Genomic DNA, 26,197 nt, shown 5'->3' with positions numbered 1-26,197 from the left:
TATCTCCTATTCCCGCTCCGCCTTGCGGCGCTTGGCGCGCAGGTTCGCGAAATAGTCCTGGCGCTTCCTCAATTCGCGTTCGAAACCGCGCTCCACCGGTTCATAGAGGGGGAGACGCGCCATCTCGTCGGGAAAGTAGTTCTGGCCGGAGAAACCATCCTCCGCGTCATGGTCGTAGGCATAGCCCTTGGAATAGCCGAGATCCTTCATCAGCTTCGTCGGCGCGTTCAGGATATGCTTGGGCGGCATCAGGCTGCCGGTTTCCTTCGCCGCCCTGATCGCCGCCTTATAGGCCGTGTAGGCGGCGTTCGATTTCGGTGCGGTGGCGAGGTAGATCACAGCCTGGGCCAGCGCCAACTCCCCTTCCGGCGAGCCGAGGCGCTCGTAGGTGTCCCAGGCCGCCAAGGCCTGCTGGCAGGCCGCCGGATCGGCCAGACCGACATCCTCATAGGCGAAGCGCACCAGGCGCCGCGCGACATAGAGCGGGTCCTCCCCGCCCGCCAGCATCCGGCCCAGCCAATAGAGCGCCGCGTCGCAATCCGAGCCGCGCAGGCTCTTATGCAGGGCGCTCATCAGGTTGTAATGGCTCTCCGCCGACTTGTCGTAGACGGGCATGCGCCGTTGCACGGCCTTGGCCAGTTGCTGCGCGTCCATCGGCGTGGTGGTGCCCATGCCGTAGAGCGCCTCGACCATGTTGAGCAGATAGCGCCCGTCGCCGTCCGCCATGGCGAGCATCGCCCGGCGTGCCTCCGCCGTCACGGGCAGGGGGCGTTCCTCCAACGCCTCCGCCCGGGCCAGCATGCGCTCCAACGCCTCGGCGTCGAGGCGGTTCAATGTGAAGACCCGCGCGCGGGAGAGCAGGGCGGCATTCAACTCGAAGCTCGGGTTTTCCGTCGTCGCCCCGATCAGCACGACGGTGCCATCCTCCACATAGGGAAGGAAGCCGTCCTGCTGCGCCTTGTTGAAGCGGTGGATCTCGTCGACGAACAGGACGGTCCCCTGGCCGGCCGCGCGTCTGTCCTTCGCGCGGTCGAAGACCTTGCGCAGATCGGCGACGCCGGAGAAGACCGCCGACAGAGGCTCGAAGGCGAGGCCGCTGCGCTCCGCCACCAGCCGCGCGATCGTCGTCTTGCCGCATCCGGGCCCGCCCCAGAGGATGAGGGAGGTCAGCCGCCCCGTCTCCAGCATCTGGCGCAAGGCACCGTCGGGGCCGACCAGATGCTCCTGGCCGACCACATCCTCCAGCGCCTGGGGACGCAGCCGGTCGGCGAGGGGGCGCGGCGCGTCCCCCTCGAACAGGCTGCCCATTCCTCCCGACGACGGTGCCATGATCAGCGCAGCGCCGCGCGCAGGATCTCGCCATCGCGTTCGATCTCCAGGCGCCATTCGACCGGTCCGTCGTCGAGCACGCGGCGTAATGTCGCCGTTCGTTCGATCTCGATGTCGTTGATCGCGCGCAGGATATCGCCCGGCCTGAATCCGGCGCTCGCGGCCGGGCTGCGCTCGGCGACCTTGAGCGCCATGACGCCTTCCAGGTCCGTCGGCAGACCGAGCTCGTCCGCGACGGCGGGGGAGAGATTGACGAAGGTCGCGCCGGAAAGCGGCGTGCGCCCCCCGACCGCCACCGGGTCGCGCGGCGGTTCCTCCGGCGGGGCGATCAGGGCGAAATCGGCGCTTTGCTCCGCGCCGTCGCGCAGGAAGGTCAATTCCGCATGCTTGCCCACCCCCTTGGTGGCGAGACGGAAGCGCAGCGATTGCGCGTCGGTGATCCGGTGACCGTCGATGGCGGTGACGATGTCGCCGGGCTCCAGGCCCGCGTCCGATGCCGGCCCGTCCGCGCTGACGCTTTCCACGATGACGCCGCGCGGCGCGCGCATGCCCAGCGCCTCGGCGATGTCGGCGTCCACGTCCCGCCCCGCGAAGCCGAGCCAGGGACGCCGCACCGGCCGCCCTTCGATCGCCGCGCTGACCACGGTACGCGCCATATCGACCGGCACCGCGAAGCCGATGCCGTGGCTGCCGCCGGATTTGGAGAAGATCGCGGTGTTGATGCCCACCACCTTGCCGTCGAGAGCGACCAGCGCCCCGCCGGAATTGCCGGGATTGATCGCCGCGTCGGTCTGGATGAAGGATTGAATGTCGGTGATGCCGACCGAGGTGCGGGCGAGGCCGGAGACGATCCCGCTCGTCACCGTCTGGCCGACGCCGAAGGGGTTGCCGATGGCCAGCACGAGGTCGCCGACCTCCAGGTCGTCCGATCGGCCCAGCTCGGCGACGGTCAGGTCCGGGTCCGGATCCTTTATCTTCAGGACGGCGATATCCGTGCGCTCGTCCGAGATCAGCAGTTCCGCGTCGAACTCCCTCCGGTCGGCCAGCACGACGCGGATTTCGTCCGCGCCGGCGATGACATGGTGGTTGGAGACGACGAGCCCGTCCTCGGAGACGATCACGCCGGAGCCGAGCGAATTTTCCACCCGCTCCCTCGGTTGGCCGAATCCCTTCAACATGTCGCCGAAGAACCGCTTGAAGAACGGATCCTCCAGCAACGGGCTGGAGAATCCCCGACTCTCGACCGTCTTCTTGGCGTAGATGTTCACGATGGCGGGAGCGACCTGCTTCACGATCGGCGCGAAGGACAGGTCTATTTGCGCGCGGCTCCTCGGCACCTCGTCGGCATGCGCGGCGGGCGCGTGCGCGGAGGGGGCGAGGAGGAGCAGCGCGAATAGGGCGGCGAGGGTCTGTTTCATGCCCTTGAAAATAGGCACGCCGACGCCGCGATGAAAGACGCGGGTTCGCGCCTTCGTCCTATCCCCGCATCCGCTCCGCCCTCGGATCGAACAACGGTTCGGTGAAGAGCGTGGCCGCGCGGCGTTCGCCCAGGATCTCGATCTCGAAGGCGGCGCCGTCCGCCGCCATCTCGCGCGGGATCATGCCGAGCGCGACCGACTTGCCCACATAATGCGCGTAGCCGCCCGAGGTACAGAAGCCGATCACGGCCCCGTCCTTGAAGATCGGCTCGTCGGCCACGACGTCGGCGTCCGCCGCCTCGACCGTGAAGGCCGCCAGGGTCATGCGCGGCGGGCTTTCGCGCTCCGCCGCGGCGGCGGCACGGCCGATGAAATCCTCGTTCTTGTCGAACCGGATGAACCGGTCGAGGCCGCATTCCGCCGCCGTGAAGTCCGGCCGGTATTCGCGCAGCCAGGCGCCGAAAGTCTTCTCCAGCCGGAGCGACATCATCGCCCGCATGCCGAAGGGCCGGATGCCCAGGTCCGCGCCGGCCGCCATCAAGGCGTCATGGAGCGCGATCTGATGGCGCCAATCGACATAGATTTCATAGCCGAGATCGCCGGTGAAGCTGACCCGGGCGACCACCGCCGGAACACCGCCGACATCGGCGCGCATGACCGACAGGAAGGGCAGGCCCGTGTTGGAGACATCCGCGCGCGTCACCCGGGAAAGCAGTTCCCGCGCCTTCGGACCGGCGATCTGGAAGCCGATCTGGCTATCGGAGATGTTGGTGAGTTCCAGGCCGTCCGAGGGCATATGCTCCAGGAACCAGCGCATATGGAAGGCCTGGGCGGCGTAGCTGGCGGTCAGGCGGTAATGCCCCTCGTCCAGGCAACTCATGGTGAAGTCGCCGATCAGCTTGCCGCGCCGACTCAGCATCGGGGACAGGCAGATGCGCCCCGGCTTCGGCGCGCGATTGCCCATGATGCGGTTGAGGAAGTCCTCGGCCGCCGGGCCGAACAACTCGTACTTGCCGAAATTGTGAATTTCGTTGATGCCGACCGCCTCGCGCACGGCGCGGCATTCCGCGCCCACCACGTCATGGGCGTTGGAACGGCGGAAGGAGGGGATCTCGAACGGCTCCTCCCCCGCCGGCGCGATATAGTTCAGCACCTCCATGCCGTAGCCATGGCCGAAGACGCCGTTCCGCGCCTTCCAGATGCCATAGGCCGGCGTGGTGTTAAGCGGCCGGCCGGCCGGCAGTTCCTCGTTCGGATAGCTGACGGCGAAGCGGCGTTGATAGTTCTGCACCACCGTCTTGCGCGTATAGTCCTTGGTGCAGTAATCGCCGAAGCGCGCCACATCCATGGCGAAGACGTCGCGCGTCGGCTCGCCTTCCACCATCCATTCGGCCAGCGTCAGGCCGACGCCGCCGCCCTGGCTGAAGCCCGCCATCACGGCGCAGGCCGTCCAATAGCCCGGCAGGCCCGGCACCGGTCCGACCAGCGGATTGCCGTCTGGGGCGAAGGTGAAGGGGCCGTTGATGACGCTCTTGATCCCGGCGCGCTCCAGGCAGGGATAGCGGCGATAGGCGGCCTCCAGCGGCTCGGCGATGCGGTCGAGCTTATCGGGCAGCAGTTCGTGGCCGAAGTCCCAGCGCGTGCCGTCGACGGCCCAGGGCTCGGCCTCCTGCTCGTAGATGCCGAGGACGAGGCCGCGCCCTTCCTGGCGCAGATAGCTTTCCCCCGCCGGGTCCATGACATGCGGCAGTTCCCGGTCGCGATCATAGACCTCCGGGATGTCGCCGGTGACGAGATATTGGTGCTCCATCGGGTGGAGGGGAAGCTGGAGGCCCACCATCTCGCCGACCTCGCGCGCCCAGAGGCCGGCGGCGTTCACCACCTTCTCCGCGCGGATGGTGCCCTGTTCGGTCACCACGTCCCAGTGGCCGTCCGGGGTGGGCTTCAGTTCCAGCACCCGGTTGCGGAGATAGATTTCAGCGCCCTGCATGCGCGCCGCCTTGGCATAGGCGTGCGTCGTGCCGGAGGGGTCGAGATGGCCATCCAGCGGATCGTACAGCGCGCCCAGGATACCGTCGGTATTTGTGATGGGGGAGAGCTTGGCGATCTCCTCCGGCCCGACGATCTCGGTCTCCAGGCCCATATAGCGGTGCTTGGCCCGTTCCGCGCGCAGGAAGTCGAGACGATCCTTGTCCGTCGCGATGGTGAGGCCACCGACATGGTGCAGGCCACAGGCCTGGCCGGAGATTTCCTCCAGTTCCTTATAGAGCTTGATCGTATAGCCCTGCAGCGCCGCCATGTTGGTGTCGGCGTTTAGCGTGTGGAAGCCGCCGGCCGCGTGCCAGGTCGAGCCGGAAGTAAGCTCCGAACGCTCGACCAGCACCACGTCCTTCCAGCCGAACTTGGTCAGATGATAGAGCACGCTCGCCCCGACGACGCCGCCGCCGATGACGCAGACTTGTACATGGTCCTTCACGAAGCCCCCGAACGTCTTGATGGATCAATGCGGGAAGTGTTCGCGTAGCGCCGTCGAGAACGCAAGCGCGCATTATCACCGCTCGCATGATCTATGCGTGGCACCATCCGAGCAGGGCCGTGACGATCTGCAGGAAGAAGGCCCCGGCCACGAGCCAGAGGCCGTCCACGTACCATTGGATCGCGTCGGGCGGGATGGTGGCCTTGGCCTCGATCGCGACGATCCGCCTGTGCAGGGTACGCGGCGCGAGCGGGCCCTGTTCGGGCGGTCTTGTCTCCGGGAACGGCTGAATGGAGCCTTTCGGCTCGCCCCCGTCGCTTCGCGAAGTGTCCCGATATCCCTTGAAGGTCGGTATCACGAGGATGATGGTCCCGGCGAAACCATAGAGACCGGCGAGCAGGTTCAGGAAGAATTGATAGTTGGCGCGGAAGAAGGCGGCCTCGACCGTGACGCCCGCGCCGCCCGCCAGGACAGCCAGGATCAGAAGAAGGACGAACGGATGGCGCGGGACGAAAGGGGATTGGAACCAGCGTCCCGATCCGCCGGCGTGGGCATCGGGGGAGGCGTGTCGGGTGTCGGCGGCGTTATTCTCGCTCACCCCGGTCACGCTCCGCCAAGGAATCGACGATGCGCGCGGCGGCCGCGCGCGCGGCTGTCGCCGGGCCGTCGGAGACGCTGTCGGCCTCCATTGCCGCGATATAGGGCCCGTCCGGCCGAAGGCTCAACGCGGAATACATCGGCTGAAGGCGTCGCCGGCCCGCGTCCTTCGTGCCATGACCCTCGGACCCGGCGGCCTTCAGCGGGGCGCCGTTCGTTTGGAATTCAGCCATCTAGCCGTCTCCTCGCCGCGCACTTCCCAGCAGATGCTCCCCAATAGGATGTTCCGCCGACGGGGCGCGCGCGATCATGCGATGTCTCATTATATAGCATTTCGCCTCCCGAACGCCACCGTGCGTCGGGTTGGGGGCCGGTTTCGATCGTTACCCATTGTCCCATACGAAACGCTCGATCTGCCGGCGCGGCGGCTCTGGAAGGTTGCTGGCGTTCATCTGCGCGACACGCAGGTCGTCGGGATCGAGATCCGGGCCATGGGGGCACGCGACCATCAGCCTGGCCGTGCCGTGCGCCTCGGTGAAGAACAGGATCGCCCAATAGGCCTCCACGATCAGCCAATGGCAGGTGATCTCGACGGTTCCACCCCTTTTGGTGCGAAAGGATTCCCGCGCATAGGTGTTCGCGGAGACGCCGAATAACGCCCAGGCACGGCTTTCCTTCCGCACCTCGCGTTCGAGCGCGCCACTTATGTCCCAGGGCGAGAAGCGCCGGAAGGTTTCCGCGCCCGCGTCCAGAACCTGCAGGGCGAATTCGAAGGCCCTGAACGGCTCCAGGAGATGCAGGCCGCTGGAACGCGTCTCCAGGTCGAGGAATCGGGTTTCCGCCCAGAATCCGGGCTCCGTCCCCTCGGCCTCGTTCATAAGAAAAAGCGGCGATCCCACCGAATTTCCCCCCGCGCCCGGCATCCTGAATATAGGCCGCGAAGGGGATGATAATATCGAATGCGCGCGCGCGTGAAGCCCATGCCGGTCACGCGCTGGCCGTGTGGGAGGCCCGCGCCGCGTCGCGGGATCAGATCCCCAGCGGGTCGAGCAGCTTCGCCTTCACCTTGTTGCCGAGAAGCCCCACCTTGTAGAGGCGATGCAAGGGCACGCGCCGCAACCCGTCCGTGATCGGCAGCGCCGTTTCCTCTCCCGTCAGGGCGCGGGCCAGTTCGCGGCCCATGGCGGTCGCCATCGCCACGCCCCGCCCGTTATAGCCGAGCGCCGCGATCACCCCTTCCGCCGGCCGCATCAGGCGCGGGAACCAATCCGGCGTGAGCGCGACATACCCGCCCCATTCATAATGCCAGCCGATCCGCGCCAATTGCGGGAAGAGCCTTACCGCCATCTTTCGGGCACGATGCGCGGGGCCGGAATCGGGGGGCGAGAAAATCGGACCCCGCCCGCCGATCAGGAACCGGCCGGCCTCGTCGCGCTTGTAATAGAACATCTCCCGACTGGTGTCGGAGAGGGCGTGACGACCCGGCAGGACGCTTTGGGCGACGTGCTCCGGCATCGGTTCGCTGGCGGCGATGACGCTGGCGATTGGCACGACTGTTTCCCGCAAACCCGGCCAGAGCGTGTCCGTATAGCCGTTCGTGCAGATCAGGACATGCTGGGCCATGACCGAACCGCCCGCGGTGTCGATACGCCAGTCCTCGCCGATGCGCTCGATCCGCGTCACGGCGCTCTCGCCATGTAGTGCCGCCCCGGCGGCAAGCGCCGCCCGCGCCAAACCCCGTGCATAGGCCAACGGATTGAGGTTCCCGCCGCGCGGATCGCGGGTGGCCGCGATATAGGCGTCCGTTCCGAGAAGTTCCGACGCGTCGCCCTGTTCCAAATAGTCGATGGTTACGCCGTGCCGTGCCCAACTCTCGACCCGGCGGCGCAGCAGCTTGGCGCCTGACGGTGTTTTCGCCGCCTGGACATAGCCGGGACGCACGGCCTCGCATGCGATGCCGTGACGCTCTATTAGATCGAAAACGAGATCCGGTCCCCCGCCGGAGAAGGCGACGGCGCGTCGTCCGCCGGCCCCGCCGCCGAAGGCCTTGGCCGTTGCGTCCGGATCCGGTTTCCAGCCGGGATTGACCTGACCGCCGTTTCGCCCGGACGCTCCGAATCCGGGCTCCGCCGCTTCGAGGAGCCGAACGCTTCGCCCCTCCTCGGCCAGATGCAGTGCCGCCGAAAGGCCGGTGAATCCGCCTCCCACGATGACCACCTCGGCCGTTTCCGCAGTGACGAGGGGTGGACAATCCGGCCCGACCGGCGCGGTGGCCGCCCATAAGCTGGGGGGGCGGGTCCAAGCGGCGTCACTCATTCATCGATCCTTATGTCATGGACGGGAAAGGCCCTGGCACGGGCTTTAAGGGCGTGGCATGGTTCTCGCATCCAAAAGGGCGGGAGCGTTCGATACAAGGACTGTTCTATCATGTTCAGCCGTCTCATGCGTATCATCAAGGGAGGTGACCGGCGAAAGGAACGTCGGGTGCCGATACGCGTGCCCGCGACCATGAACGGCTTCGCCGGACGGGTCACCGATCTCAGTCTCGGTGGATGCGGTTTCTACACCAATGAAGGGGATGTGCTGGAGGTCGGCGAGACGGTGGCCGCCCAATTGATGCCCCCGCATGAAGAGCCGGTCGAGATTCCCGCCCTCGTGGTCGGCCAGGATGACGAGGGCATGGTCTATTGCATTGCCTTCACGCGCGTCGATCCGATGGTTTTCGACCGGCTGCAGGATTTGATCGTTCATCAGGCCCTGGGCGGACACGAACAGGCGGGGTAGGGCGCCCGCGCCGAAGCGGTGGCTATGCCGCCGCGAACAGCCGCGCGAGACACCGCCGATAGGCGGTGGCGGCCTCGCCCTCCAGCGCGTGCCGCCCCTCGCCGACGACCCACCGGCCCGCCACCCAGACTGAATCGACCGGCGTTTCATCGGCGGCGAAGATCCAGCCATCCAGGATCGCGTCCCCGTCGCGTTCCGTGATATCCGGATGCGCGCCGTCGAGCGCGATCAGGTCGGCGCGCCGGCCGAGGGCTATCGCGCCGGCATCCGCGCCCGCCGCCTGGGCGCCGCCCGCGGCCGCCGCCCGCCAGAGCGTCCCCCCGACGGAGGGGGTATCCATGTCGGTCGCGCGGTTGCGGCGACGTTCCGTCAGGCGGATGCCATATTCCAGCAACGCCAGTTCCCGCGCCGGGTCGCGGCTGACATGGCTGTCCGATCCAATGCCGATGGCGCCGCCCGCCTCGCGGTAAGGCAGAAGGGGGAAGAGACCGTCGCCGAGATTGGCCTCCGTCGTCGGACACAGCCCGGCCACCGCGCCGCGCGCCGCCAGGGCACGCGTCTCGGACCCGTCCAGATGGGTCGCGTGGACGAGGCACCAGCGCCCATCGACCGCCACGCGGTCGAGCAGCCAGGAGACGGGACGCGCGCCGTGCGTGGCAAGGCAGTCGGCGACTTCCTTCTCCTGCTCCGCGACATGGATATGGATCGGGGCGGCATCGTCGATGTCGTCCAGCCCGTCCACCGCCTCCGCGATCATCTCGACCGGGGCGGCGCGCAACGAATGGGGCGCGAGGCCGACCCGAACCAGCGGGTCCGTCCCATGCCGCGCGGCGGTGCGCCGGACGATCTCCAGGATCGTCTCGGGCGTGGTATGGAAACGTCGTTGACGATCGCCCAGCGGCGCTTCGCCGAAACCGCCACGGGCATAGAGGACGGGCAAATGCGTCACCGCGATCCCGCTTTCCCGCAGGCCGCCGACGGTGGCGAGGCTCATCTCCGCCGGGTCGGCATAGGCGTGGCCGTCCGTGTCATGGTGAAGATAATGGAACTCGCACAGTGCGGTATAGCCGCGTTTCAGGCATTCGATCGCCAGATGGCGGGCGATGATACGGGCATCCTCCGGCTGTAGGGCGAGGGCGAGGTCGTACATCGTCTCGCGCCAGGTCCAGAAGCTGTCCTCCCCCGCATGCGACGGCCCGCGCGTCTCGGCCCGCCCGGCCATCGCCCGCTGGAAGGCATGGCCGTGCAGGTTCGTCATGCCGGGCAGGATGGGCCCCGGCGCGCGGGGCGCCCGTCCTGGATCGGCGCCGGGTCGCAGGCCGGTAATATGCCCGCCCTCGTCCCAGGTGATCAGGACATCGCGCGCCCAGCCATCGGCCAATAATGCCCGTTCCGCGAAAAGCTCGGTCATCGTCCGCTTGCCCCGACGGTGGTCGTTGGCGCAACCTGACGCCTCTTCCGCCGCCCGGCAAGTCCGGTCGCGCGGGTTTGCGAACCGTCGAATTGCCGAACGGCTATGGAGAGCGCGGGCGATGTGGGATCAACTCTGGATCAATGCGGATCTCGCGACGATGGAGCCGATGCGGGCCGCCTATGGGGCCATTCCCGATGGCGCCCTCGCGGTGGAGGATGGCCGCATCGCCTGGGTCGGCCCGCGCGCCAAGCTGCCGGATGCGCCGGAGGCCCTGGCCCGGCAGGTGCGCGATGCCGGGGGGCGCTGGATGACGCCGGGGCTGGTCGATTGCCATACCCATATCGTCCATGGTGGCGACCGCGCGCGGGAGTTCGAGCTGCGGCTGGAGGGCGCCTCCTACGAGGAGATCGCCAAGGCAGGCGGCGGCATCGTCTCCACGGTCGAGGCGACCCGCGCCGCCGATGAGGAAGAACTGCTTGATAGTGCCGGTCGACGCCTCGACGATCTGCTGGCCGAAGGGCTGACGACGATCGAGATCAAGTCGGGCTACGGTCTCGACCCCGAGACGGAAGCCAAGATGCTGCGCGTCGCCCGCCGCCTGGGGGAGAGCCGGCCGGTCGATGTGCGGACGACCTTTCTCGGCGCCCATGCGCTGCCCGCCGCCTTCAAGGACGACAAGGACGGCTATATCGACCATGTGATAACGGCGCAGCTGCCGCGCGTGGCCGAGGAAGGTTTGGCCGATGCGGTCGATGCCTTTTGCGAGGGTATCGCCTTCTCCCCCGATCAGGTGCGCCGGGTGTTCGAGGCGTCGGCGAAGCTTGGTCTGCCGGTGAAACTCCATGCCGACCAGCTCTCCGACCTCGACGGCGCGGCGCTCGCGGCGTCGTTCGGCGCGCTTTCCGCCGACCATCTGGAATATACCAACGAAGCCGGGGTCGCCGCGATGGGGCGGGCGGGAACGGTCGCCGTGCTGCTGCCGGGGGCTTTCTATACCTTACGGGAAACGCAATTACCTCCGATGGATGCCTTCCGCCGGCACAAGGTCGCGATGGCGTTGGCCAGCGACGTCAACCCGGGTTCCTCGCCCGTCACTTCGTTGCTGTTGGTGCTCAACATGGCCTGTACGCTCTTCCGCATGACGCCGGAGGAGGCGCTCGCCGGCATCACCATCAATGGTGCCAGGGCGCTTGGGTTGGCGGACGATCGCGGATCGCTGCGCGTGGGGAAGCGGGCGGACTTCGTCCTCTGGGATATCGAGACGCCGGCGGCGCTCGCCTATCGGATGGGTTGGAACCCGTGCGCGGGCGTGGTGCGCGGCGGTCAGGTCGTGCGGTGAGGGCGCGCGTTCTCGCGCTTCTTCCGTTCGTGGCGTTCGTGCTCGGCGCTTGCGCGGAGAGCCAGCCGTACGCGTACGAGAAGGGGTCGTTTCGGGATTGCGCGGACTGTCCGGAAATGGTGCCGATTCCGGCCGGAACCTTCACCATGGGGCGCGACGGTGGGCGCCGCGCCGGGGCGCCGGCCCATCGGGCCGTGATCGACCATCCCTTCGCCATGGCGCGGACGGAGACGACCTTCGCGCAATACGCGGCCTGCGTCGAGGACGGTGGTTGCCCGACCCTGCCCTGGGACCGGGATTGGGGCCGGGGCGCGCGCCCCGTGATCTATGTCACCCATGCGGAGGCGACGGCCTATGCGGCCTGGCTCGCCGCGCGGACCGGCCGTCCCTACCGCCTGCCGAGCGAGATGGAGTGGGAATATGCCGCGCTGGGCGGCGCCCCCGCCCCCGGCATCGCGCCCGCCCCGGGGGAGGAAGGCGGTGAAGCACGCGTCCAGTGCAGCGGCTGCCGCGCGGAGGCGGTGCATGGCACCGTTCCCGCCGGCAGTCTGCCGCCCAATGGTTACGGCCTGCATGAGATGCTTGGCAACGTCATGGAATGGACGGCCGATTGCTGGCGTCCCGACCATTCGCAATCCGCCGTTCGCGACTGCACCCGGCGCACCCGTAAGGGCGGTTCCTGGTACTTCGACCGGACGGTCTCGATTCCGGCCTATCGTGCCGGCGGCCGATTGACCCACAAGGCCTACGACGTCGGGTTTCGCGTCGCGGTCACCCTGGGAGGCAATCGTTGAGGATGGATTACAGCCTTTCCGTCGCGTGGCGGGTGACCTCTTGAAGCGGCGCGCCGCCGTCCGGGAGGGCGACGGCCATCTGACGGCCGCCATTGATCGAGGTGCCGACCTTGAGCGACCCGTCGATCAACCGGGCGAGCGAGGCTACGAGCGAAAGGCGAAGCGCGGAGGGGCTGGTATGGCGCATCGTCGACGCCTTGACCTTCTCGAAGGATTCCAGAACGCCCGGGGCGGTTTGAAATTCCGGCGGAACGTCCCCGTCGGCCCAGGCGGCGTCGCTTTCGATATAGATCGTTACCTTTCCACCGCGCGGCGCGGCCGCCACGAACACGCGCGTCGTTGAATCCGGGGCGTCGATCGCGATCTCCAGAAGGTGGAGAAGAACCTGCTTCAGATAGCGCGGATCGCTTGTGACCATCATATCGCCGGAGATATCCGAATCGATCTCCAGCGCGATGCCCCGTCGCTGCGCCTTGTGATGCGCCAGATTGATCGCCCGCCTTATACCGTCGAGCAGCGATAGAGGCTCCATTTCTATGCACGCCGTGCCGGCCTCCGCGCCACTCAGGTCCAGGATCGCGGTGACGACGCTCAACAGATCGCCGCCGCTGGTTCCGATATCCTCGGCGTAATTGACATATTCCTTTCGGCCGAGCGGCCCCAACGCTTCGGTCGAGAGAAGTTCCGCGAAACCGATCACATGATTGAGCGGCGTGCGCAGATCGTGGCTGAGGCCGGCCAGCATCTCGAATTTCTCGCGCTTGGTGGTCACGGCCTCGTCGCGCTGGCGGCGCGTGGCGTCAAGCGCGAGGTCGAGGCGAGTTACCGCCTCCTGCACATTGGCGAGCAGAATTCCCGCCCGGTCGCCGTGACGGGTCGGCAAGACGGGTATCGTCCCGTCCGCCAGATAGGCGCGCAGCGCGTCCGATGCCTTCGTGACAGGGGCCAGAAGGGCATGAAGGGCGGCGAGGGTCGCCACCGTTCCCAGCAACGTGGCCATGAGCAGGGCGAGCAGGATGCCGAACGAATCGTCGAGGGAAAGTCCGCTTCCAATCACCACGTACAGAACCGTGCCGATTAGCGGGACGTGCACGCCCAGGAAGCTGACCAGCAGTATCTTACCCAAATAGCTGCGTGGCAGGGAAAGATGGGTCATGGCGGTATAAAAGCGCATTTATCGTCGACTCCTTGGATGCGGCTTTGCCGGGGGCGCGGCGAACGGGCGGGCGAATATCAGACCATTCGTAAAAATGCCGTTACCATGCGACGGTCGGACGTGAGTGTCCTTCTATTCCGTCTCGGCCCTCGCTATTATCTCCCAAAGAGTACGATCGCGGCGGCTTGGTGGATTAAAAACGGGTGGCATCCCATGCGTGAAGGGCCCGTCTTGGATCACTGGCGGCCAATACCATGTTCATAAGCGATGTTTGAAAGCCATGTTTCCAGGCATGGGTTTCCGATGGGAAAGACCGCCTTCGTTCGAGTTGTCTTAATGGGCATGCTGTCGGAATCGATGGAATGTCACTCGCGGATGTGAATTGGAACACGCTACAATAATCATGACGAATTGGCTCCCGCAGCGCGCACCGGCGGTTTTCCATGCTCGACGATAGTCGGTATGCCCATTCCGCGCCCTCGATCGAAAAGCCCGACGTTTCCGACGCGCGGCTGCGGGAGGAATTGCGCGCGCGATTCCACCAATCTCCCTTTCCGGCGCTCTCGAACATGGCGGTCGGAACGATTCTCGTAGGGGCGCTTTGGCGGCCGGATATTGCTTGGGCGCTCGTCATTTGGCTGGCCGCCATGGCCGGAAGTTGCGGGCTGCGGCTATGGTGCCGGCGGGTGGCCACCGGGTCTGGGAGCCGCATGGAGGCTTCGCGCCTCGATCGGATGGCGCGGGCCAGTGTCTTGCTGAGCGGGGTGCTCTGGGGACTTTGCGGGCTTGTGGTCGCATTCGGCTCCTTGCCGCCTTTGTCCGAGGCCTTGGTGGCGATCGCCGTCGGCGGCATGATGGCGGGCGCGATCTTCTCGCTTACCCCGGATCTCGTCGCCTTTCGGCTTTACGTCCTTCCGGCCTCGGTCGGCCCGATTCTGGGCTTCGCATCGATCCAGACGGTCGAGCATCTGAGCGCGGCCGCGATGGGATGCATCTATGCGTTCGTGGTTTGGAGCACCGGGCATCGGTTCGGCCATGGATCGACGCGACGGGTTCGGTTGATCCTGGAGAACGAGGCCCTGGTCGCGAAACTCGCCGCCGCGCAGGAGAGCGCCGCCATCGCGGAGCGGTTGAAATCGAACAGTTTCGCGATCATCGGCCATGAATTCCGAAGCCCCCTGAACGCGATCGCCGGCTTCGCGGATACGATCCGCAGCGAGATCTGGGGGCCGGTCGGCGATCCCCGCTATAAGGACTATTCGGAGCGGATCATGCTCAGCGCCCAGCATCTCAATGATCTGGCGAACAGCGTGCTCGACCTCGGGCGTAGCGAGTATGGCGCGTTGACGCTGTCCGTGGCGCCTGTCTCGCTCGACCGGATCGTCGTTGAATGCCGAGACATGCTGAACGGGCTTTCGCGGGAGAAGGGGGTGGCTATCCATACGCCCGGGTTGGCCGGCGGCGCGGAACGCGACCGCCCGTGTATTCGAGGCGATGCCACCAAGCTGCGTCAGGTGCTGATCAATATCGTCGCCAATGCCATCCGCTTCACGCCTTCGGGCGGGTGCGTGACGATCGCCCTTGTCGAGGAGGAAGGCGGCGCGGTCGTGTTGACGGTGCGCGATACCGGCATAGGAATGGCCGAGGAGACGGTGAATCGGGTGTTCGAGCCCTTCGCCGCGAGCGAAGCGGATGACGCCCAGGGCGGCACGAGCATCGGCCTCGGTCTGGCGTTGTCCAAGCGGCTGGTCGAACTGCACGACGGCAGCATTGCGATTGAAAGCAAGCTGGGCGAGGGAACGGCCGTGCGCATTACCTTCCCGCCGGAAAGACGGTTGGAGCCGTCCTCTTGCGCGGAGGAACGCGCGGTGAGCGCGAAGGCGTCCTGAACGGCGCTGGCATCGCCGGTTCAGCAGGGCCCCGCTCTCAGCCGGGGCGCCAGTCGATCGCCGCGCGCAGCATGGGGGTCAGCACCGCGCGCAATAGCTCCGCCCGTTCCGGCCGGTATGTGAAGGGGGGATCCTCGTCCATATAGGCGCGTTGAGCGATCTCCAGTTGGATCGCGTGCCAACCCGCATCCGGGCGCCCATAGTGGCGCGTGCTGTAACCGCCCTTGAAGCGGCCGTCGGTCACGCGGCTGAAGGCCGCGCCGTGGCGCGCCGCGGCGTCTTCGACGGCTTGGGCGAGGGACGGCGCGCAGGCGGACCCGTTGGCGGTACCGATATTCAAGTCGGGCAGGCGTCCCTCGAAGAAGCGGGGAACATCGCCGCGAATAGAATGCGCTTCCCATAGGACGGCGTGGCCGTGACGCTCGCGGATGCGGCTCAATGCCTCCGCCAGCGTATCGTGATAGGGATGCCAGAAGGCATCCAGCCGCTGGATGGTCTCGGCATGGTCCGGGATCGCGTCGTCCACATAAAGGGGATCACCCGCGAACGTGTCGATCGGAAGGAGACCCGTCGTGTCCTGCCCGGGATAGAGGTTGGCGTCGTCGGGCGGCCGGTTGAGATCGATCACATAGCGCGAATAATCCGCCGCCAGCACCGCGCAACCCATGTCGGCCGCGAAATCATACAGCCGATCGACATGCCAGTCGGTGTCGGCCAGCATCCGTGCCTCCGGCGTCATCCGCTCGACGATCTCGCCCGGAAGCCGGGTTCCCACATGGGGGATGCTTATCAGAACGGGGGATGTCCCCTCGCTTAAACGAAAGATTTTCATGGCGCTCTATATCCTTTGCGAGGGCGCTTGTCACCGGATGGGGCGGGGGCGCATGCTATCGCGCGGAGAAGGTCCGAGCGGGGACGCTTCTTGCATGTCCGGGCGATCCGAACCAGATCGATGCTTTCCGTTTAGACGATCCATTCAATACGAGGCGAACGATGCTTGCGGGCAACATCCTGGTAAGCGAGACCGACCGTGCCGATCGCACGGGTGGGGAGATCGCGGAAAATGTTCGGATCGCGGCCGTGGAGGCGCGCGGGGATCATATGGTGCTGCTCTGGCGCGATCATCCGGACGGCAGGAGGGAAAGCCGCTTCCATCATTTCTGGCTGCGCGGCAATTGCCGGTGCGTCGAATGCCTGCATCCCCATACCTGGGAGCGAACGGTGGACAGTTTCGTGATCGACCCGGCCATCGCGCCCATGGAACAGTCGGTGGTGGAGGAGGGCGCGGCCCTGCGCCTGATATGGTCCGATGGACACGAGACGCGGCTGGGCGCCGGCTGGTTGGCCGCGAAGGATTATGACGGCGCCGGCCATCTGGCGAACAAGCGGCCGGTCAGGACTTGGGACGCGGCCGACCTGCGCGCGGCGATGCCGGAACACACCCACGACGCCTATATGGCGGACGACGCGGTGTTGCATGCGATGCTGGTCGATCTGCGCGAGCGCGGCCTCGCCATCCTGCGTGGCGTGCCGACGCGGGAGGGGGCGGTCATGGATGTCGCGCGGCGCATTTCCTTCCTGCGCGAGACGAATTTCGGCGTGAATTTCCAGGTCGAGAATAAGCCCGATCCGAACAATGTCGCCTACACCGCGTTGGAGTTGAAGGCGCACACCGACCTGCCGAACCGGGAAATGCCGCCGGGCATTCAATTCCTGCATTGTCATCTGTCAGAGGCGCCGGGCGGGGAAAGCCTGCTGGTGGATGGATTCCGCGCGGCCGAGCGTCTGCGTGCCGATGCGCCCGAGGCGTTCGATCGCCTGACCCGCCACGCCATCCCCTTCCGCTTCGTCGATGGCGGCGAGGATATCAGGTGGCGGGCGCCGACCATCGCGCTCGATCCCGATGGGGATTTGATGGAGGTGCGCTATCACGACGCGCTGACGGCGCCGCTGAACGTGCCGTTCGACGATATGACGCCGCTTCGCGATGCGCTGCGGCGGTTCACGGAAATCCTGCGCGATCCGGCGATGGAACTGCGGCTGCGGCTCGGTCCCGGCGACCTGATCGCCTTCCATAATCGTCGGGTTTTGCACGGGCGCGGTGCGTTCGACCCCAATGCGGGGCGGCGCAAGCTGGAAGGCTGCTATGTCGATTGCGACGACGCCTGGTCGCGTCTTCGCGTGTTGGAGCGCGGGTGACCCGACCCGGCGGGCCGGGCCACCTGGTACCCGGGCGCATCAGCTTCCGAACTGCTTGTCCAGGAAGGCGATCGTGCGGTCCCAACTGGTCTCGGCCGCGTTCTTGTCATAGACGTCCGAGGTCTCGTTGAAGAAGGCGTGCTCGCCGTCATAGCGATGGATTTCGACCACCGGCGCGGGTGATTCCTTCAACGCCTGTTCGAGCGCGCCGATCGCTTCCGGTGTGCACCACCCGTCATTGGTCGCGAAATGCGCCTGGAAGGGGACGCGCATCTGCCTGGGATCGGCCTGCTCCTTGGGTGGGATACCGTAATAGCAGATGGCGGCGTCGCATTCGTCGAGCTTCACGCCCGCGATAATGCTGAGCGCGCCGCCCATGCAGAAGCCCATGACCGCGACCTTGTCGGCCTTGCCCTTGAGCAGCCGCGCCGCGCCCTTGACCTCCTGATCGACCGCGCCGACCCAATCGAGGTTGGTCATGATGTGGTTCGCCTCGTCGGCGTCGCCCGCGATCCGCCCCGCGAAGAGGTCGGGGGCCAGCGCGGTATAGCCTTCGGCGGCGAACCGGTCGGCCACACCCTTGATCTGGTCGTTGAGGCCCCACCATTCCTGGATCACGACGACGGCGCCCTTCGGGTTCTCGGCCTCCGCCAGATAGCCGTCGGCCTGATGGCCTTCGGGACAGTCGAACTTGATCATATCGCCCATCGGGAACTTCTCCTCCTTGTTCAATACGTGCGCGCCGGGCGGAAGCCACTGCTTCACGGCCGGGCATCCGACATGGCGCGGCGGCAGGACCGGATCGTCGACCTTCTCTTCTCCACATGGGGATCAATTCCACTATGGAGAAGATGTCGGAACATCATGATATTATCGTTATAATTGTGTGTTCTCGTTTTTTTTAATTGACCGTCCAATATAAAAACAATAGCGTTCGCATCTCTAATCAGGCGAGTGGATCGATGCCGAAACTTGGAATGGAGCCGATCCGCCGCCGCCAGTTGATCGAGGCGACGGTCGCCGCGATCCATGAGCAGGGCTTGGCGGAGGCGACGGTAAAGCAGATCAGCGCGCGCGCCGGGGTCTCTTCCGGGATCATTCATCATTATTTCGGCGGCAAGGACGCGCTGCTGGCGGCGACGATGCGCGCGATGCTGCGCGATCTAAGGCGGGAGGTGAATACGCGCCTCGCCACCGCCCAGACGCCCGAGGCGCGCCTGGAGGCGGTGATCGAGGCCAGCTTCTCCATCGATCAATTCTCCGGCGCGGTGCAGACGGCTTGGCTCAGCTTTTGGGCGCAGACGCCGCATTCGCCCTCGTTGGCGCGGTTGGCGCGGCTCTATCTGCGCCGTCTGCGCAGCACGCTACGCCATGCGCTGCGCGGCGTGATCGCGGACGAGGCGGCGGTGGAGGAGGCGGCCGATGGCCTTGCCGCCATTATCGACGGGCTGTGGCTGACGGCGGCCGTGGCTCCGCGCTCGATCGATCCGGCGGCGGCGCGCCGGATCGCCTGGAACTATGTGCGCGCGCAAATCGCGCTCGCGGAACGCGATGGGATACAAGGATCATGAGCGAGAACGGCGAGAGCTTCGATTACATCATCGTCGGCGCGGGCAGCGCCGGTTGCGTCATGGCGCACCGACTGACCGAGGATCCCGAGGTCAGCGTGCTGCTGATCGAGGCGGGCGGCAGCGATAAGTCGATCTTCATCCAGATGCCGACGGCGCTGTCGATCCCAATGAACATGCCGCGTTTCAACTGGGGCTATGAGTCGGAGCCCGAGCCCCATATGGACGGCCGCCGCTTCGATTGCCCGCGCGGAAAGGTCTTGGGCGGCTCGTCCTCGATCAACGGCATGGCCTATGTGCGCGGCCATGCGCGCGACTTCGACCAGTGGGAGTCGGAAGGTGGTCTCGACGGCTGGGGGTATCGTCACTGCCTGCCCTATTTCAAGCGGGCCGAGACTTGGGTCGAGGGTGGGGATACCTATCGCGGCGGCGACGGGCCGCTGGGCACGTCGCTCGGCAACCGGATGCGAAACCCGCTCTACCGTGCCTTCATCGAGGCCGGGGATCAGGCCGGTTACGGCGTGACGGAGGATTATAACGGTTATCGTCAGGAAGGCTTCGGCCCGATGCACATGACGATCAAGGATGGCGTGCGCTCCTCCTGCGCCAATGCCTATCTGAAGCCGATCCGCGACCGCCGGAACCTGCATGTCGTGAGCGAGGCGGTGTCCCGCCGCATCCTGCTCGACGGCAAGCGCGCCACCGGGATCGAATATGAGCGCGGCGGCAAGGTGATCCGGGCGACCGCCCGGCGTGAGGTCATCCTTTCCGCCGGCTCGATCGGCTCACCCATGCTGTTGCAGATGTCGGGCATCGGTCCGGCCGCGGTGCTGAAGGACGCGGGCGTCGACGTGGTGCACGACCTGCCGGGCGTCGGCGCGAACCTGCAGGACCATCTGGAGGTCTATTTCCAGTTCCGCTGTAAGCAGCCGATCACCCTCAACGCCCATCTGGACCCCTGGCACAAGTTCCTGATCGGGGCGCAATGGTACTTCTTCAAGACCGGCCTCGGCGCGACCTGCCACTTCGAGAGCTGCGCCTTCATCCGCAGCCGCGCCGGGTTGGAATGGCCGGACATTCAATATCACTTCCTGCCGGGGGCGATGCGCTATGACGGGCGGGCGGCCTTCGACGGCCATGGTTTCCAGGTGCATGTCGGGCCGAACAAGCCGAAGAGCCGGGGACGCGTCGCGATCAAATCGACCGACCCGCGTCATAAGCCCTCCGTCCTCTTCAACTACAATGAGGCGGAGGAGGATCGCGAAGCCTTCCGCAGCGCGATCCGCCTGACCCGGGAGATCATGGCCCAGCCCGCCATGGCGGACTACAATGCGGGCGAGATTCAACCGGGCGACGATATCCAGTCGGACGAGGCAATCGACGCCTGGATTCGTGGCGCGGCGGAGAGTGCCTATCACGCCTCCTGCACCTGCAAGATGGGGGCGGGGGACGATCCAATGGCGGTTCTCGACTCCGAGACGCGGGTGCGTGGGATGGAGAATCTGCGCGTCATCGACAGTTCGGTCTTCCCCACCATCACCAACGGTAACCTGAACGCCCCGACCATCATGGTGGCGGAGAAGGCGGCCGATATCGTGCGTGGCCGTGATCCCCTGGCGCCGTCCAACGCCGATGTCTGGATCGCCCCGGATTGGCAAACGAAGCAGCGCGAGCGCGCGGCTTGAGGCCGTCTCCGCGCCCCTCTCCCTTATCAGGGGAGGGGCGCGGAGACTCATCTTATCCGCCACGGCCTAGCAGCTTTGCGGTTTGGGCATGGCGCTGGGGGTGGACAGGCCGCGCGTGCTCGCCTATTCGAAACTCATGCCTGAAAAACCCTCCCCCGCCAACCGCCATGCTCCCCTGAGCTTCGGCGGTTTCGTCGCGTTGGTCGCGGCTCTCATGGCCCTCAACGCGCTCGCCATCGACATCATGTTGCCGGGCTTCCCGAATATCGAGCGGAGCTTCCATCTCTCGGACCCGAACTATGCCCAGACCGTTATCTCCGCCTATCTGATCGGGTTCGGTCTCGGGCAGTTGGCCATGGGGGTGCTTTCGGATCGGTACGGCCGGCGGCCGGTGCTGCTGGCCGGGCTGGTGATCTACGGCGCGGCGGCGTTCTTCTGCGCGATCTCACCGTCGATGGAGGCGCTGCTGATCGGCCGCTTCGTGCAGGGGCTGGGCTCGGCCGCGCCGCGCGTGGTGGCGGTGGCGGTGGTGCGCGACTGTTACGGCGGCCGGCAGATGGCGCGGGTCATGTCGCTGGTCTTCATGGTCTTCATGGCGGTGCCGGTGGTCGCGCCCTCGCTGGGGCAGGGGGTGCTGCTGTTCGCGAATTGGCACATGATCTTCGTGCTGCTGTTCGTTTATGCGGTCATCGTCTTCTGGATTTGTCTGCGCCGCTTGCCGGAGACCCTGAATCCCGAGTATCGGCGGCCGATCGAGGTCGCGCCGGTCCTTGAAGCGCTGGGCTCGATCTTCGGCGCGCGGCAGACGGTGGGCTATATGCTGTCCGCCGGTACTTTCCTGGCCGCGCTTTTCGGCTTCATCAATTCCGCCCAGCAGGTGTTGGCGGAGGTGCTGGGCCTCGGCCAATGGTTCCCGCTGGTCTTCGCCGTGGTGGCCAGCGGAATCGCGCTCGCCTCCTTCGTCAATTCGGCGCTGGTGGAGCGGTTCGGCATGCGGATCATGGGGCACGGCGCGGTGATCATGTTCCTCGTCTTCTCCGTCGTGATGCTGGTGCTGGCGCATCTCGATCTTCTTTCCGCCTATGTTTTCCTGCCGTTGCTAGGGTGCACCATGCCGCTGGTGGGGTTGATCTTCGCGAATTTCAACTCGATCGCCATGGAACCGCAGCAGCATGTGGCGGGCATCGCCTCCTCCATCATCGGGGCGGTGACGATCCTGGTCGGCGCAGGCGGCGGGTTCCTGGTCGGTCAAGCCTTCGACGGCACGATCCTCCCTCTGGCGACGGGATTCAGCGGTTTCGCCGCGCTGTCGCTCGTGATCCTATTCATTACGGAGCGCGGCAAGCTGTGCCAGCCGACGCCGGAGCATGAGAAGGAGGCCCGGTCATGAGCAATTGGGACGAGCGTTATGCCGTCCCCGGCTATCTCTTCGGGACGGAACCGGCCGGGTTCCTGACGGCGCATGAAAGCTTCCTTCTGCCGGGGCAGCGCGCGCTCTCCGTCGCGGACGGGGAGGGACGCAATTCCGTCTTCCTGGCGCGGAAGGGGCTGGAAGTCACCGCAATCGACGCGTCCGAGGTGGCGTTGGAGAAGGCCCGCGCCCTGGCGTCCAACCGCGCGGTGTCGGTTCATTTCCGAGCGGTCGACGTGCTGAACTGGGACTGGCCGGAGGCGGCCTTCGACCTCGTCGTCGCGATCTTCATTCAGTTCGCGACGCCGGACGAACGCCCGGCACTGTTCGCCGGCATGAAACGTGCGCTGAAGCCCGGCGGCACCTTGCTGCTGCATGGCTACCGGCCGGAGCAGATCGCCTACGGCACGGGCGGGCCGCCGCATGCGGAGAACATGTATACCGAGGATCTGTTGAACGAGGCGTTCGGCGATTTCGAGATTCTGGAACTGATGAGTTACGACCGCGAGATCGAGGAAGGAAGCGGCCATTCCGGCATGTCCGCCTTGATCGACCTCGTCGCCCGCAAGCCGATCGCCTGACCGGTCGTATCCCTTACCCGCCGTATCCCTTAACCATAGATTTCGCCAACATTCCGCCGGGCCGTCACGGCGCGGGGCTGCGGGTGCGTGTCCGCGCGATCGCATACGGAAAGTTCATCCGAACGTTCATTTGAAACCAAAACGTCATGCGCGCGACGTCGTGGTGAAACCGACCGCGTCTATCCCTGACATCGACGGTCGGGGTGGCCGGTCGCGCGGCGATGCGTCCGGCCTCCCCACCCAACCCAAGGGAAGGCGAAGGCGCGGACGAGATGACGGGCGGGTCGATCGGCGGTGTGACGGAGCGGCAGGCGCAGATCGCCGAGCGCGTGCGCCAGCACGGATTTCAGACGGTGGCGGAACTGGCCGCGCATTTCGCGGTGACGACGCAGACGATCCGTCGCGACATAAACGATCTCAGTGACCTCGGCGTATTGAAGCGCCGACATGGCGGGGTCGAGCTTCCCAGCCCCGAAACCAACCTGAATTATGGCGAGCGGCGCATCCTGAACGGCGCGGCGAAGGAGCAACTTGCCCGCACCGTCGCCCGCCATGTGCCGACGGGCGCCAGCATCGCGGTCAGCATCGGCACGACGCCGGAGATCGCCGTGCGTCACCTCGTCCGCCATCGCGGGCTCAGGCTCTATACCAACAATCTGATGGCGGCGCTCAGCGCCTGCGACGCGCCGGGGGCGGAGGTGCATATGCCGGGCGGCACCATCCGGCTGGCCGCGCGCGACGTGATCGGCCCGGAGGTCGAGGCCTTCTTCGCCCGCTTCAAGGTCGATATCGGCCTCTACGGCGTGGGCGGTGTGGACGCGGACGGCGAACTTCTGGATTTCCATGAGGACGAGATTCGGGTGCGGGAGGCCATCCGGCGCAATTGCCGCGCCAGTTATCTGGTCCTGGATTCGACGAAGTTCGGTCGTGCCGCCCATGTGCGCGGCGGCCATATCACGGACGCCGATGTCATCTTCTGCGACGCGCCACCGCCGACGACGATCGTGGCGGCGCTGGAGGCGGCGGGCCGTACCCTCGTCCTCTGCCGGGACGAGGAGGTCGCATGAGCGGCGTGTCGATCGAGGTGCGCGCGTTGGAGAAGCGCTGGGGCGAGACGGTGGCCGTGGACCGGGTGAGCTTCACGGCGGAGGCCGGGGCCTTCACCGTCCTGCTGGGGCCGTCCGGTTGCGGCAAGTCCACGACACTGCGCCTGGTGGCGGGGCTGGAAAGCGCCAGCGGCGGGCAGGTCCTGATCGACGGCCGGGACGTGACGCATCGCCCGCCGAACGGTCGCGATATCGCGATGGTCTTCCAGTCCTATGCCCTCTTCCCGCATCTGAACGTGGCGGAGAATATCCTCTTCGGCCTCAAGGTCCGGCGCGTGGCCAAGGCGGAGCGCGCGCGGCGCCTCGACCGGGTTGCCGAGATGCTGGGGCTGACACCCCTGCTTCATCGCAAGCCATCCCAGATTTCCGGCGGTCAGCAGCAGCGCACGGCGCTGGCCCGCGCGATCATCGCGGAGAAGCCGATCTGCCTGATGGACGAGCCGCTCTCCAATCTCGACGCCAAGCTGCGGCACGAGATGCGCAACGAACTGCGGGCCCTGCAACGCGCGCTGGGCCTTACCATGGTCTATGTCACGCACGACCAGGCCGAGGCGCTCAGCATGGCCGACCGTATCGTGGTGCTGAACCAGGGCCGGGTCGAGCAGGCGGACGCCCCCCGCGCCCTCTATGACCGGCCGACCAGCGCCTTCGTCGCGCGCTTCATCGGCACCCCGCCGATGAACCTGATCGAGATCGCGCGTTGCGAGGACGGGTGGCGCGCCGCCGGCGTGGAGAATGGCGGCACCTCGCGCGGCGGCGCGATCCTGGATCGCGCGTCGGTGCCGGTGGCCGACGCGCGTCCCGTACTTCTCGGCGTGCGGCCGGAGGATCTGGCGCTGGCCGATGCCGGCACGCCGGGGATCGAGGCGACGGTCGAGAGCGTGGAATATCTCGGCGCGGACAATCTGGTTTCCTGCCGAACGGCGGATCAGGTCCTGACGGCGCGCCTGCCGCATCGGCGGCGGCTTCAGGCCGGCGCGCCGATTCGGCTGACATGGCCCGCGCGCGCGCAGCATTTCTTCGACGGCGGGAGCGGCCGGCGCCTGGATGGCGACGGTCCCGCGCCGATCCCCGCGATAAGCAAGGCGTGACCCGATGGTCGACGGCGCGCCGGTATTCCGAACCCACCATCCTTCCCCAAGCATGAGGAGCAAGGTCACCATGTCCATCCTGAAGAAAGCGGGTATGCTCGCCGGCGCGGCCGCGCTTGGCGCCATGCTCTCGACCAGCGCGCAGGCGGTCGAATTGCAGTTCTTCTTTCCCGTCGCGGTCGGCGGCAAGGCCGCCCAGACGATCGAGGATCTGACGAACGACTATGTGAAGGCCAATCCGGACGTGACCATCGACGCGGTCTATGCCGGCAGCTATCAGGACACGATCACCAAGACGCTGACGGCCGTTCGCGGCGGCACGCCGCCTCAGCTCTCCGTGATCCTGTCGGTCGATATGTTTACGTTGATCGAGGAAGACGCCATCGTCGCCTTCGAGGACGTGATCGAGGACGGGGCCGACCAAGCCTGGCTCGACGCTTTTTATCCGGCCTTCATGGATAACAGCACGACCGGCGGCAAGACCTACGGCATTCCGTTCCAGCGCTCCACCCCGGTGCTCTATTGGAACAAGGAAGCCTTCGCCGAGGCCGGGCTGGACCCCGAGACGCCCCCCGCCAACTGGGAGGAGCAGGTCGAATTCGGCAAGAAGCTGACCAAGCGCGACGCCGACGGTAACGTCACCCAATGGGGCGTGCGCATCCCGTCCTCCGGCTTTCCCTATTGGCTGTTCCAGGGGCTGACCACGCAGAACGACGTGATCCTGGCGAACGACGCCGGCAACGAGACCAATTTCGACGATCCGAAGGTGATCGAGGCGCTGCAATATCTCGTCGACCTCTCCACCAAGCATGAGGTCATGCAGCCCGGCATCATCGAATGGGGCGCGACGCCGAAAGCCTTCTTCGAGGGGCAGACGGCGATGATGTGGACGACGACCGGCAATCTGACGAATGTGCGCGAGAACGCGCCCTTCGATTTCGGCGTCGGCATGCTGCCCGCGAAGGTGCGCCCGGGCGCGCCGACCGGCGGCGGCAATTTCTACATCTTCAAGGACTCGACCGACGCGCAGCAGAAGGCCTCGCTCGACTTCATCAAGTGGATATCCGCGCCGGAGCAGGCCGCGCGCTGGTCGATCGCGACCGGCTATGTCGCCCCGCGTCCCGACGCCTGGGAGACGCCGGCGATGAAGGAGTATGTCGAAGGCTTCCCGCAGGCGAAGGTCGCGCGCGATCAGTTGGAATATGCGGTGGCGGAGCTTGCCACCTACCAGAACCAGCGCATCACGACGATCCTGAACGACGCGCTGGAAGCCGCGATCACGGGTCAGAAGGACCCGAAGACCGCGTTGGATGAAGCGCAGGCCCAGGCCGACCGCATCCTGAGCGCCTATCGCTGAGGC

The 26,197-nt window shown here is 66.3% G+C and carries 23 protein-coding genes; 12 read left to right on the top strand and 11 right to left on the bottom strand.

What is annotated here, in order from left to right:
• Window positions 1-6 precede the first annotated feature (6 nt).
• From KAJ83_RS12215 to KAJ83_RS12185, 7 genes are all read right to left on the bottom strand, one after another.
• Entirely contained in the window at window positions 7-1,329 is a 1,323-nt protein-coding gene (locus tag KAJ83_RS12215; RefSeq protein WP_246484475.1) for a replication-associated recombination protein A, read from the bottom strand.
• A 2-nt stretch (window positions 1,330-1,331) separates the two neighbouring features.
• Window positions 1,332-2,747, bottom strand: coding sequence for a DegQ family serine endoprotease (locus KAJ83_RS12210; protein WP_210682353.1), 1,416 nt, complete (start codon window positions 2,745-2,747; stop codon window positions 1,332-1,334).
• A 58-nt stretch (window positions 2,748-2,805) separates the two neighbouring features.
• Window positions 2,806-5,223, bottom strand: coding sequence for a GcvT family protein (locus KAJ83_RS12205; RefSeq protein WP_210682352.1), 2,418 nt, complete (start codon window positions 5,221-5,223; stop codon window positions 2,806-2,808).
• A gap of 91 nt (window positions 5,224-5,314) precedes the next feature.
• Entirely contained in the window at window positions 5,315-5,821 is a 507-nt protein-coding gene (locus KAJ83_RS12200) for a hypothetical protein (protein ID WP_210682351.1), read from the bottom strand.
• A complete protein-coding gene (locus KAJ83_RS12195; RefSeq protein WP_210682350.1) occupies window positions 5,808-6,053 on the bottom strand; it encodes a hypothetical protein in 246 nt (81 codons plus the stop codon). The genes KAJ83_RS12200 and KAJ83_RS12195 overlap by 14 nt, the downstream gene beginning before the upstream one ends.
• A gap of 150 nt (window positions 6,054-6,203) precedes the next feature.
• Complete coding sequence (locus KAJ83_RS12190; RefSeq protein WP_210682349.1) at window positions 6,204-6,698, bottom strand: hypothetical protein; 495 nt, start codon at window positions 6,696-6,698, stop codon at window positions 6,204-6,206.
• Between the two features lie 151 nt (window positions 6,699-6,849).
• Window positions 6,850-8,136, bottom strand: a complete 1,287-nt coding sequence (locus tag KAJ83_RS12185; protein ID WP_210682348.1) for an NAD(P)/FAD-dependent oxidoreductase — start codon at window positions 8,134-8,136, stop codon at window positions 6,850-6,852.
• 111 nt (window positions 8,137-8,247) lie between these two features.
• Between KAJ83_RS12185 and KAJ83_RS12180 the strand changes: the two genes are divergently transcribed.
• The gene (locus KAJ83_RS12180) at window positions 8,248-8,604 is read left to right on the top strand and encodes a PilZ domain-containing protein (RefSeq protein ID WP_210682347.1); all 357 of its coding nucleotides are present in this window, start codon (window positions 8,248-8,250) and stop codon (window positions 8,602-8,604) included.
• Window positions 8,605-8,626: 22 nt separating this feature from the next.
• Here the strand turns inward: KAJ83_RS12180 and KAJ83_RS12175 are convergent, their stop codons facing one another.
• Complete coding sequence (locus KAJ83_RS12175; protein ID WP_210682346.1) at window positions 8,627-10,015, bottom strand: formimidoylglutamate deiminase; 1,389 nt, start codon at window positions 10,013-10,015, stop codon at window positions 8,627-8,629.
• A gap of 121 nt (window positions 10,016-10,136) precedes the next feature.
• Between KAJ83_RS12175 and hutI the strand changes: the two genes are divergently transcribed.
• Together hutI and KAJ83_RS12165 are read left to right on the top strand one after the other, a co-directional pair.
• Entirely contained in the window at window positions 10,137-11,357 is a 1,221-nt protein-coding gene (gene hutI, locus KAJ83_RS12170) for an imidazolonepropionase (protein WP_210682345.1), read from the top strand.
• A gap of 116 nt (window positions 11,358-11,473) precedes the next feature.
• Window positions 11,474-12,151 carry a formylglycine-generating enzyme family protein gene (locus KAJ83_RS12165; RefSeq protein ID WP_210682344.1) on the top strand — a complete coding sequence of 226 codons (678 nt, stop codon included), beginning with the start codon at window positions 11,474-11,476 and terminating at the stop codon, window positions 12,149-12,151.
• Window positions 12,152-12,158: 7 nt separating this feature from the next.
• Here the strand turns inward: KAJ83_RS12165 and KAJ83_RS12160 are convergent, their stop codons facing one another.
• A complete protein-coding gene (locus tag KAJ83_RS12160; protein WP_210682343.1) occupies window positions 12,159-13,325 on the bottom strand; it encodes a sensor histidine kinase in 1,167 nt (388 codons plus the stop codon).
• Window positions 13,326-13,750: 425 nt separating this feature from the next.
• Between KAJ83_RS12160 and KAJ83_RS12155 the strand changes: the two genes are divergently transcribed.
• Window positions 13,751-15,196 (top strand): sensor histidine kinase, encoded by a 1,446-nt coding sequence (locus tag KAJ83_RS12155; RefSeq protein WP_210682342.1) that lies wholly within the window; start codon window positions 13,751-13,753, stop codon window positions 15,194-15,196.
• A gap of 37 nt (window positions 15,197-15,233) precedes the next feature.
• On the opposite strand, the gene hutG is transcribed toward KAJ83_RS12155, so the two are convergent.
• Entirely contained in the window at window positions 15,234-16,028 is a 795-nt protein-coding gene (gene hutG / locus KAJ83_RS12150; RefSeq protein ID WP_210682341.1) for an N-formylglutamate deformylase, read from the bottom strand.
• Between the two features lie 161 nt (window positions 16,029-16,189).
• Here hutG and KAJ83_RS12145 point away from each other — a divergent pair, with 161 nt between their 5' ends.
• Entirely contained in the window at window positions 16,190-17,395 is a 1,206-nt protein-coding gene (locus KAJ83_RS12145; protein ID WP_210682340.1) for a TauD/TfdA family dioxygenase, read from the top strand.
• 39 nt (window positions 17,396-17,434) lie between these two features.
• Here KAJ83_RS12145 and KAJ83_RS12140 read toward each other — a convergent pair whose 3' ends face one another.
• A complete protein-coding gene (locus tag KAJ83_RS12140; RefSeq protein WP_210682339.1) occupies window positions 17,435-18,103 on the bottom strand; it encodes a dienelactone hydrolase family protein in 669 nt (222 codons plus the stop codon).
• 254 nt (window positions 18,104-18,357) lie between these two features.
• Here KAJ83_RS12140 and betI point away from each other — a divergent pair, with 254 nt between their 5' ends.
• The 7 genes from betI to KAJ83_RS12105 all read left to right on the top strand — a co-directional run bounded on the left by betI (window position 18,358) and on the right by KAJ83_RS12105 (window position 26,194).
• Window positions 18,358-18,966, top strand: coding sequence for a transcriptional regulator BetI (gene betI / locus KAJ83_RS12135; protein ID WP_210682338.1), 609 nt, complete (start codon window positions 18,358-18,360; stop codon window positions 18,964-18,966).
• The gene (gene betA, locus KAJ83_RS12130) at window positions 18,963-20,648 is read left to right on the top strand and encodes a choline dehydrogenase (RefSeq protein ID WP_210682337.1); all 1,686 of its coding nucleotides are present in this window, start codon (window positions 18,963-18,965) and stop codon (window positions 20,646-20,648) included. Before betI ends, betA begins: the two co-directional genes overlap by 4 nt.
• A gap of 88 nt (window positions 20,649-20,736) precedes the next feature.
• On the top strand, window positions 20,737-22,038 hold the full coding sequence (locus KAJ83_RS12125) for a multidrug effflux MFS transporter (protein ID WP_210682336.1): 1,302 nt from the start codon (window positions 20,737-20,739) through the stop codon (window positions 22,036-22,038).
• Window positions 22,035-22,640: an SAM-dependent methyltransferase gene (locus KAJ83_RS12120; RefSeq protein WP_210682335.1), complete on the top strand. Its 606-nt coding sequence runs from the start codon at window positions 22,035-22,037 to the stop codon at window positions 22,638-22,640. The genes KAJ83_RS12125 and KAJ83_RS12120 overlap by 4 nt, the downstream gene beginning before the upstream one ends.
• 272 nt (window positions 22,641-22,912) lie before the next feature.
• Entirely contained in the window at window positions 22,913-23,707 is a 795-nt protein-coding gene (locus KAJ83_RS12115) for a DeoR/GlpR family DNA-binding transcription regulator (protein ID WP_210682334.1), read from the top strand.
• The gene (locus KAJ83_RS12110; protein WP_210682333.1) at window positions 23,704-24,837 is read left to right on the top strand and encodes an ABC transporter ATP-binding protein; all 1,134 of its coding nucleotides are present in this window, start codon (window positions 23,704-23,706) and stop codon (window positions 24,835-24,837) included. Before KAJ83_RS12115 ends, KAJ83_RS12110 begins: the two co-directional genes overlap by 4 nt.
• 70 nt (window positions 24,838-24,907) lie before the next feature.
• On the top strand, window positions 24,908-26,194 hold the full coding sequence (locus tag KAJ83_RS12105) for an ABC transporter substrate-binding protein (protein WP_246484474.1): 1,287 nt from the start codon (window positions 24,908-24,910) through the stop codon (window positions 26,192-26,194).
• Window positions 26,195-26,197: the final 3 nt, after the last annotated feature.

Source organism: Marivibrio halodurans (genome assembly GCF_017963645.1).
GTDB classification, from domain to species: domain Bacteria; phylum Pseudomonadota; class Alphaproteobacteria; order UBA8366; family Aestuariispiraceae; genus Marivibrio; species Marivibrio halodurans.
Note: the sequence above shows the minus strand (reverse complement) of the source record. Positions and strands in the feature narration are given on the sequence as shown.

Bases quoted from the DNA above. Each gene is read 5' to 3' on its own strand.
- betA (WP_210682337.1), top strand. From the start codon at position 18,963: ATGAGCGAGAACGGCGAGAGCTTCGATTACATCATCGTCGGCGCGGGC.
- KAJ83_RS12140 (WP_210682339.1), bottom strand. From the start codon at position 18,103: ATGGGCGATATGATCAAGTTCGACTGTCCCGAAGGCCATCAGGCCGAC.
- KAJ83_RS12125 (WP_210682336.1), top strand. From the start codon at position 20,737: ATGGCGCTGGGGGTGGACAGGCCGCGCGTGCTCGCCTATTCGAAACTC.
- KAJ83_RS12145 (WP_210682340.1), top strand. From the start codon at position 16,190: ATGCTTGCGGGCAACATCCTGGTAAGCGAGACCGACCGTGCCGATCGC.
- KAJ83_RS12160 (WP_210682343.1), bottom strand. From the start codon at position 13,325: ATGCGCTTTTATACCGCCATGACCCATCTTTCCCTGCCACGCAGCTAT.
- KAJ83_RS12215 (WP_246484475.1), bottom strand. From the start codon at position 1,329: ATGGCACCGTCGTCGGGAGGAATGGGCAGCCTGTTCGAGGGGGACGCG.
- KAJ83_RS12190 (WP_210682349.1), bottom strand. From the start codon at position 6,698: ATGAACGAGGCCGAGGGGACGGAGCCCGGATTCTGGGCGGAAACCCGA.
- KAJ83_RS12180 (WP_210682347.1), top strand. From the start codon at position 8,248: ATGTTCAGCCGTCTCATGCGTATCATCAAGGGAGGTGACCGGCGAAAG.
- KAJ83_RS12155 (WP_210682342.1), top strand. From the start codon at position 13,751: ATGCTCGACGATAGTCGGTATGCCCATTCCGCGCCCTCGATCGAAAAG.
- KAJ83_RS12210 (WP_210682353.1), bottom strand. From the start codon at position 2,747: ATGAAACAGACCCTCGCCGCCCTATTCGCGCTGCTCCTCCTCGCCCCC.
- hutI (WP_210682345.1), top strand. From the start codon at position 10,137: ATGTGGGATCAACTCTGGATCAATGCGGATCTCGCGACGATGGAGCCG.
- KAJ83_RS12195 (WP_210682350.1), bottom strand. From the start codon at position 6,053: ATGGCTGAATTCCAAACGAACGGCGCCCCGCTGAAGGCCGCCGGGTCC.
- KAJ83_RS12110 (WP_210682333.1), top strand. From the start codon at position 23,704: ATGAGCGGCGTGTCGATCGAGGTGCGCGCGTTGGAGAAGCGCTGGGGC.
- KAJ83_RS12175 (WP_210682346.1), bottom strand. From the start codon at position 10,015: ATGACCGAGCTTTTCGCGGAACGGGCATTATTGGCCGATGGCTGGGCG.
- hutG (WP_210682341.1), bottom strand. From the start codon at position 16,028: ATGAAAATCTTTCGTTTAAGCGAGGGGACATCCCCCGTTCTGATAAGC.
- betI (WP_210682338.1), top strand. From the start codon at position 18,358: ATGCCGAAACTTGGAATGGAGCCGATCCGCCGCCGCCAGTTGATCGAG.
- KAJ83_RS12185 (WP_210682348.1), bottom strand. From the start codon at position 8,136: ATGAGTGACGCCGCTTGGACCCGCCCCCCCAGCTTATGGGCGGCCACC.
- KAJ83_RS12165 (WP_210682344.1), top strand. From the start codon at position 11,474: ATGGTGCCGATTCCGGCCGGAACCTTCACCATGGGGCGCGACGGTGGG.
- KAJ83_RS12115 (WP_210682334.1), top strand. From the start codon at position 22,913: ATGACGGGCGGGTCGATCGGCGGTGTGACGGAGCGGCAGGCGCAGATC.
- KAJ83_RS12105 (WP_246484474.1), top strand. From the start codon at position 24,908: ATGTCCATCCTGAAGAAAGCGGGTATGCTCGCCGGCGCGGCCGCGCTT.
- KAJ83_RS12120 (WP_210682335.1), top strand. From the start codon at position 22,035: ATGAGCAATTGGGACGAGCGTTATGCCGTCCCCGGCTATCTCTTCGGG.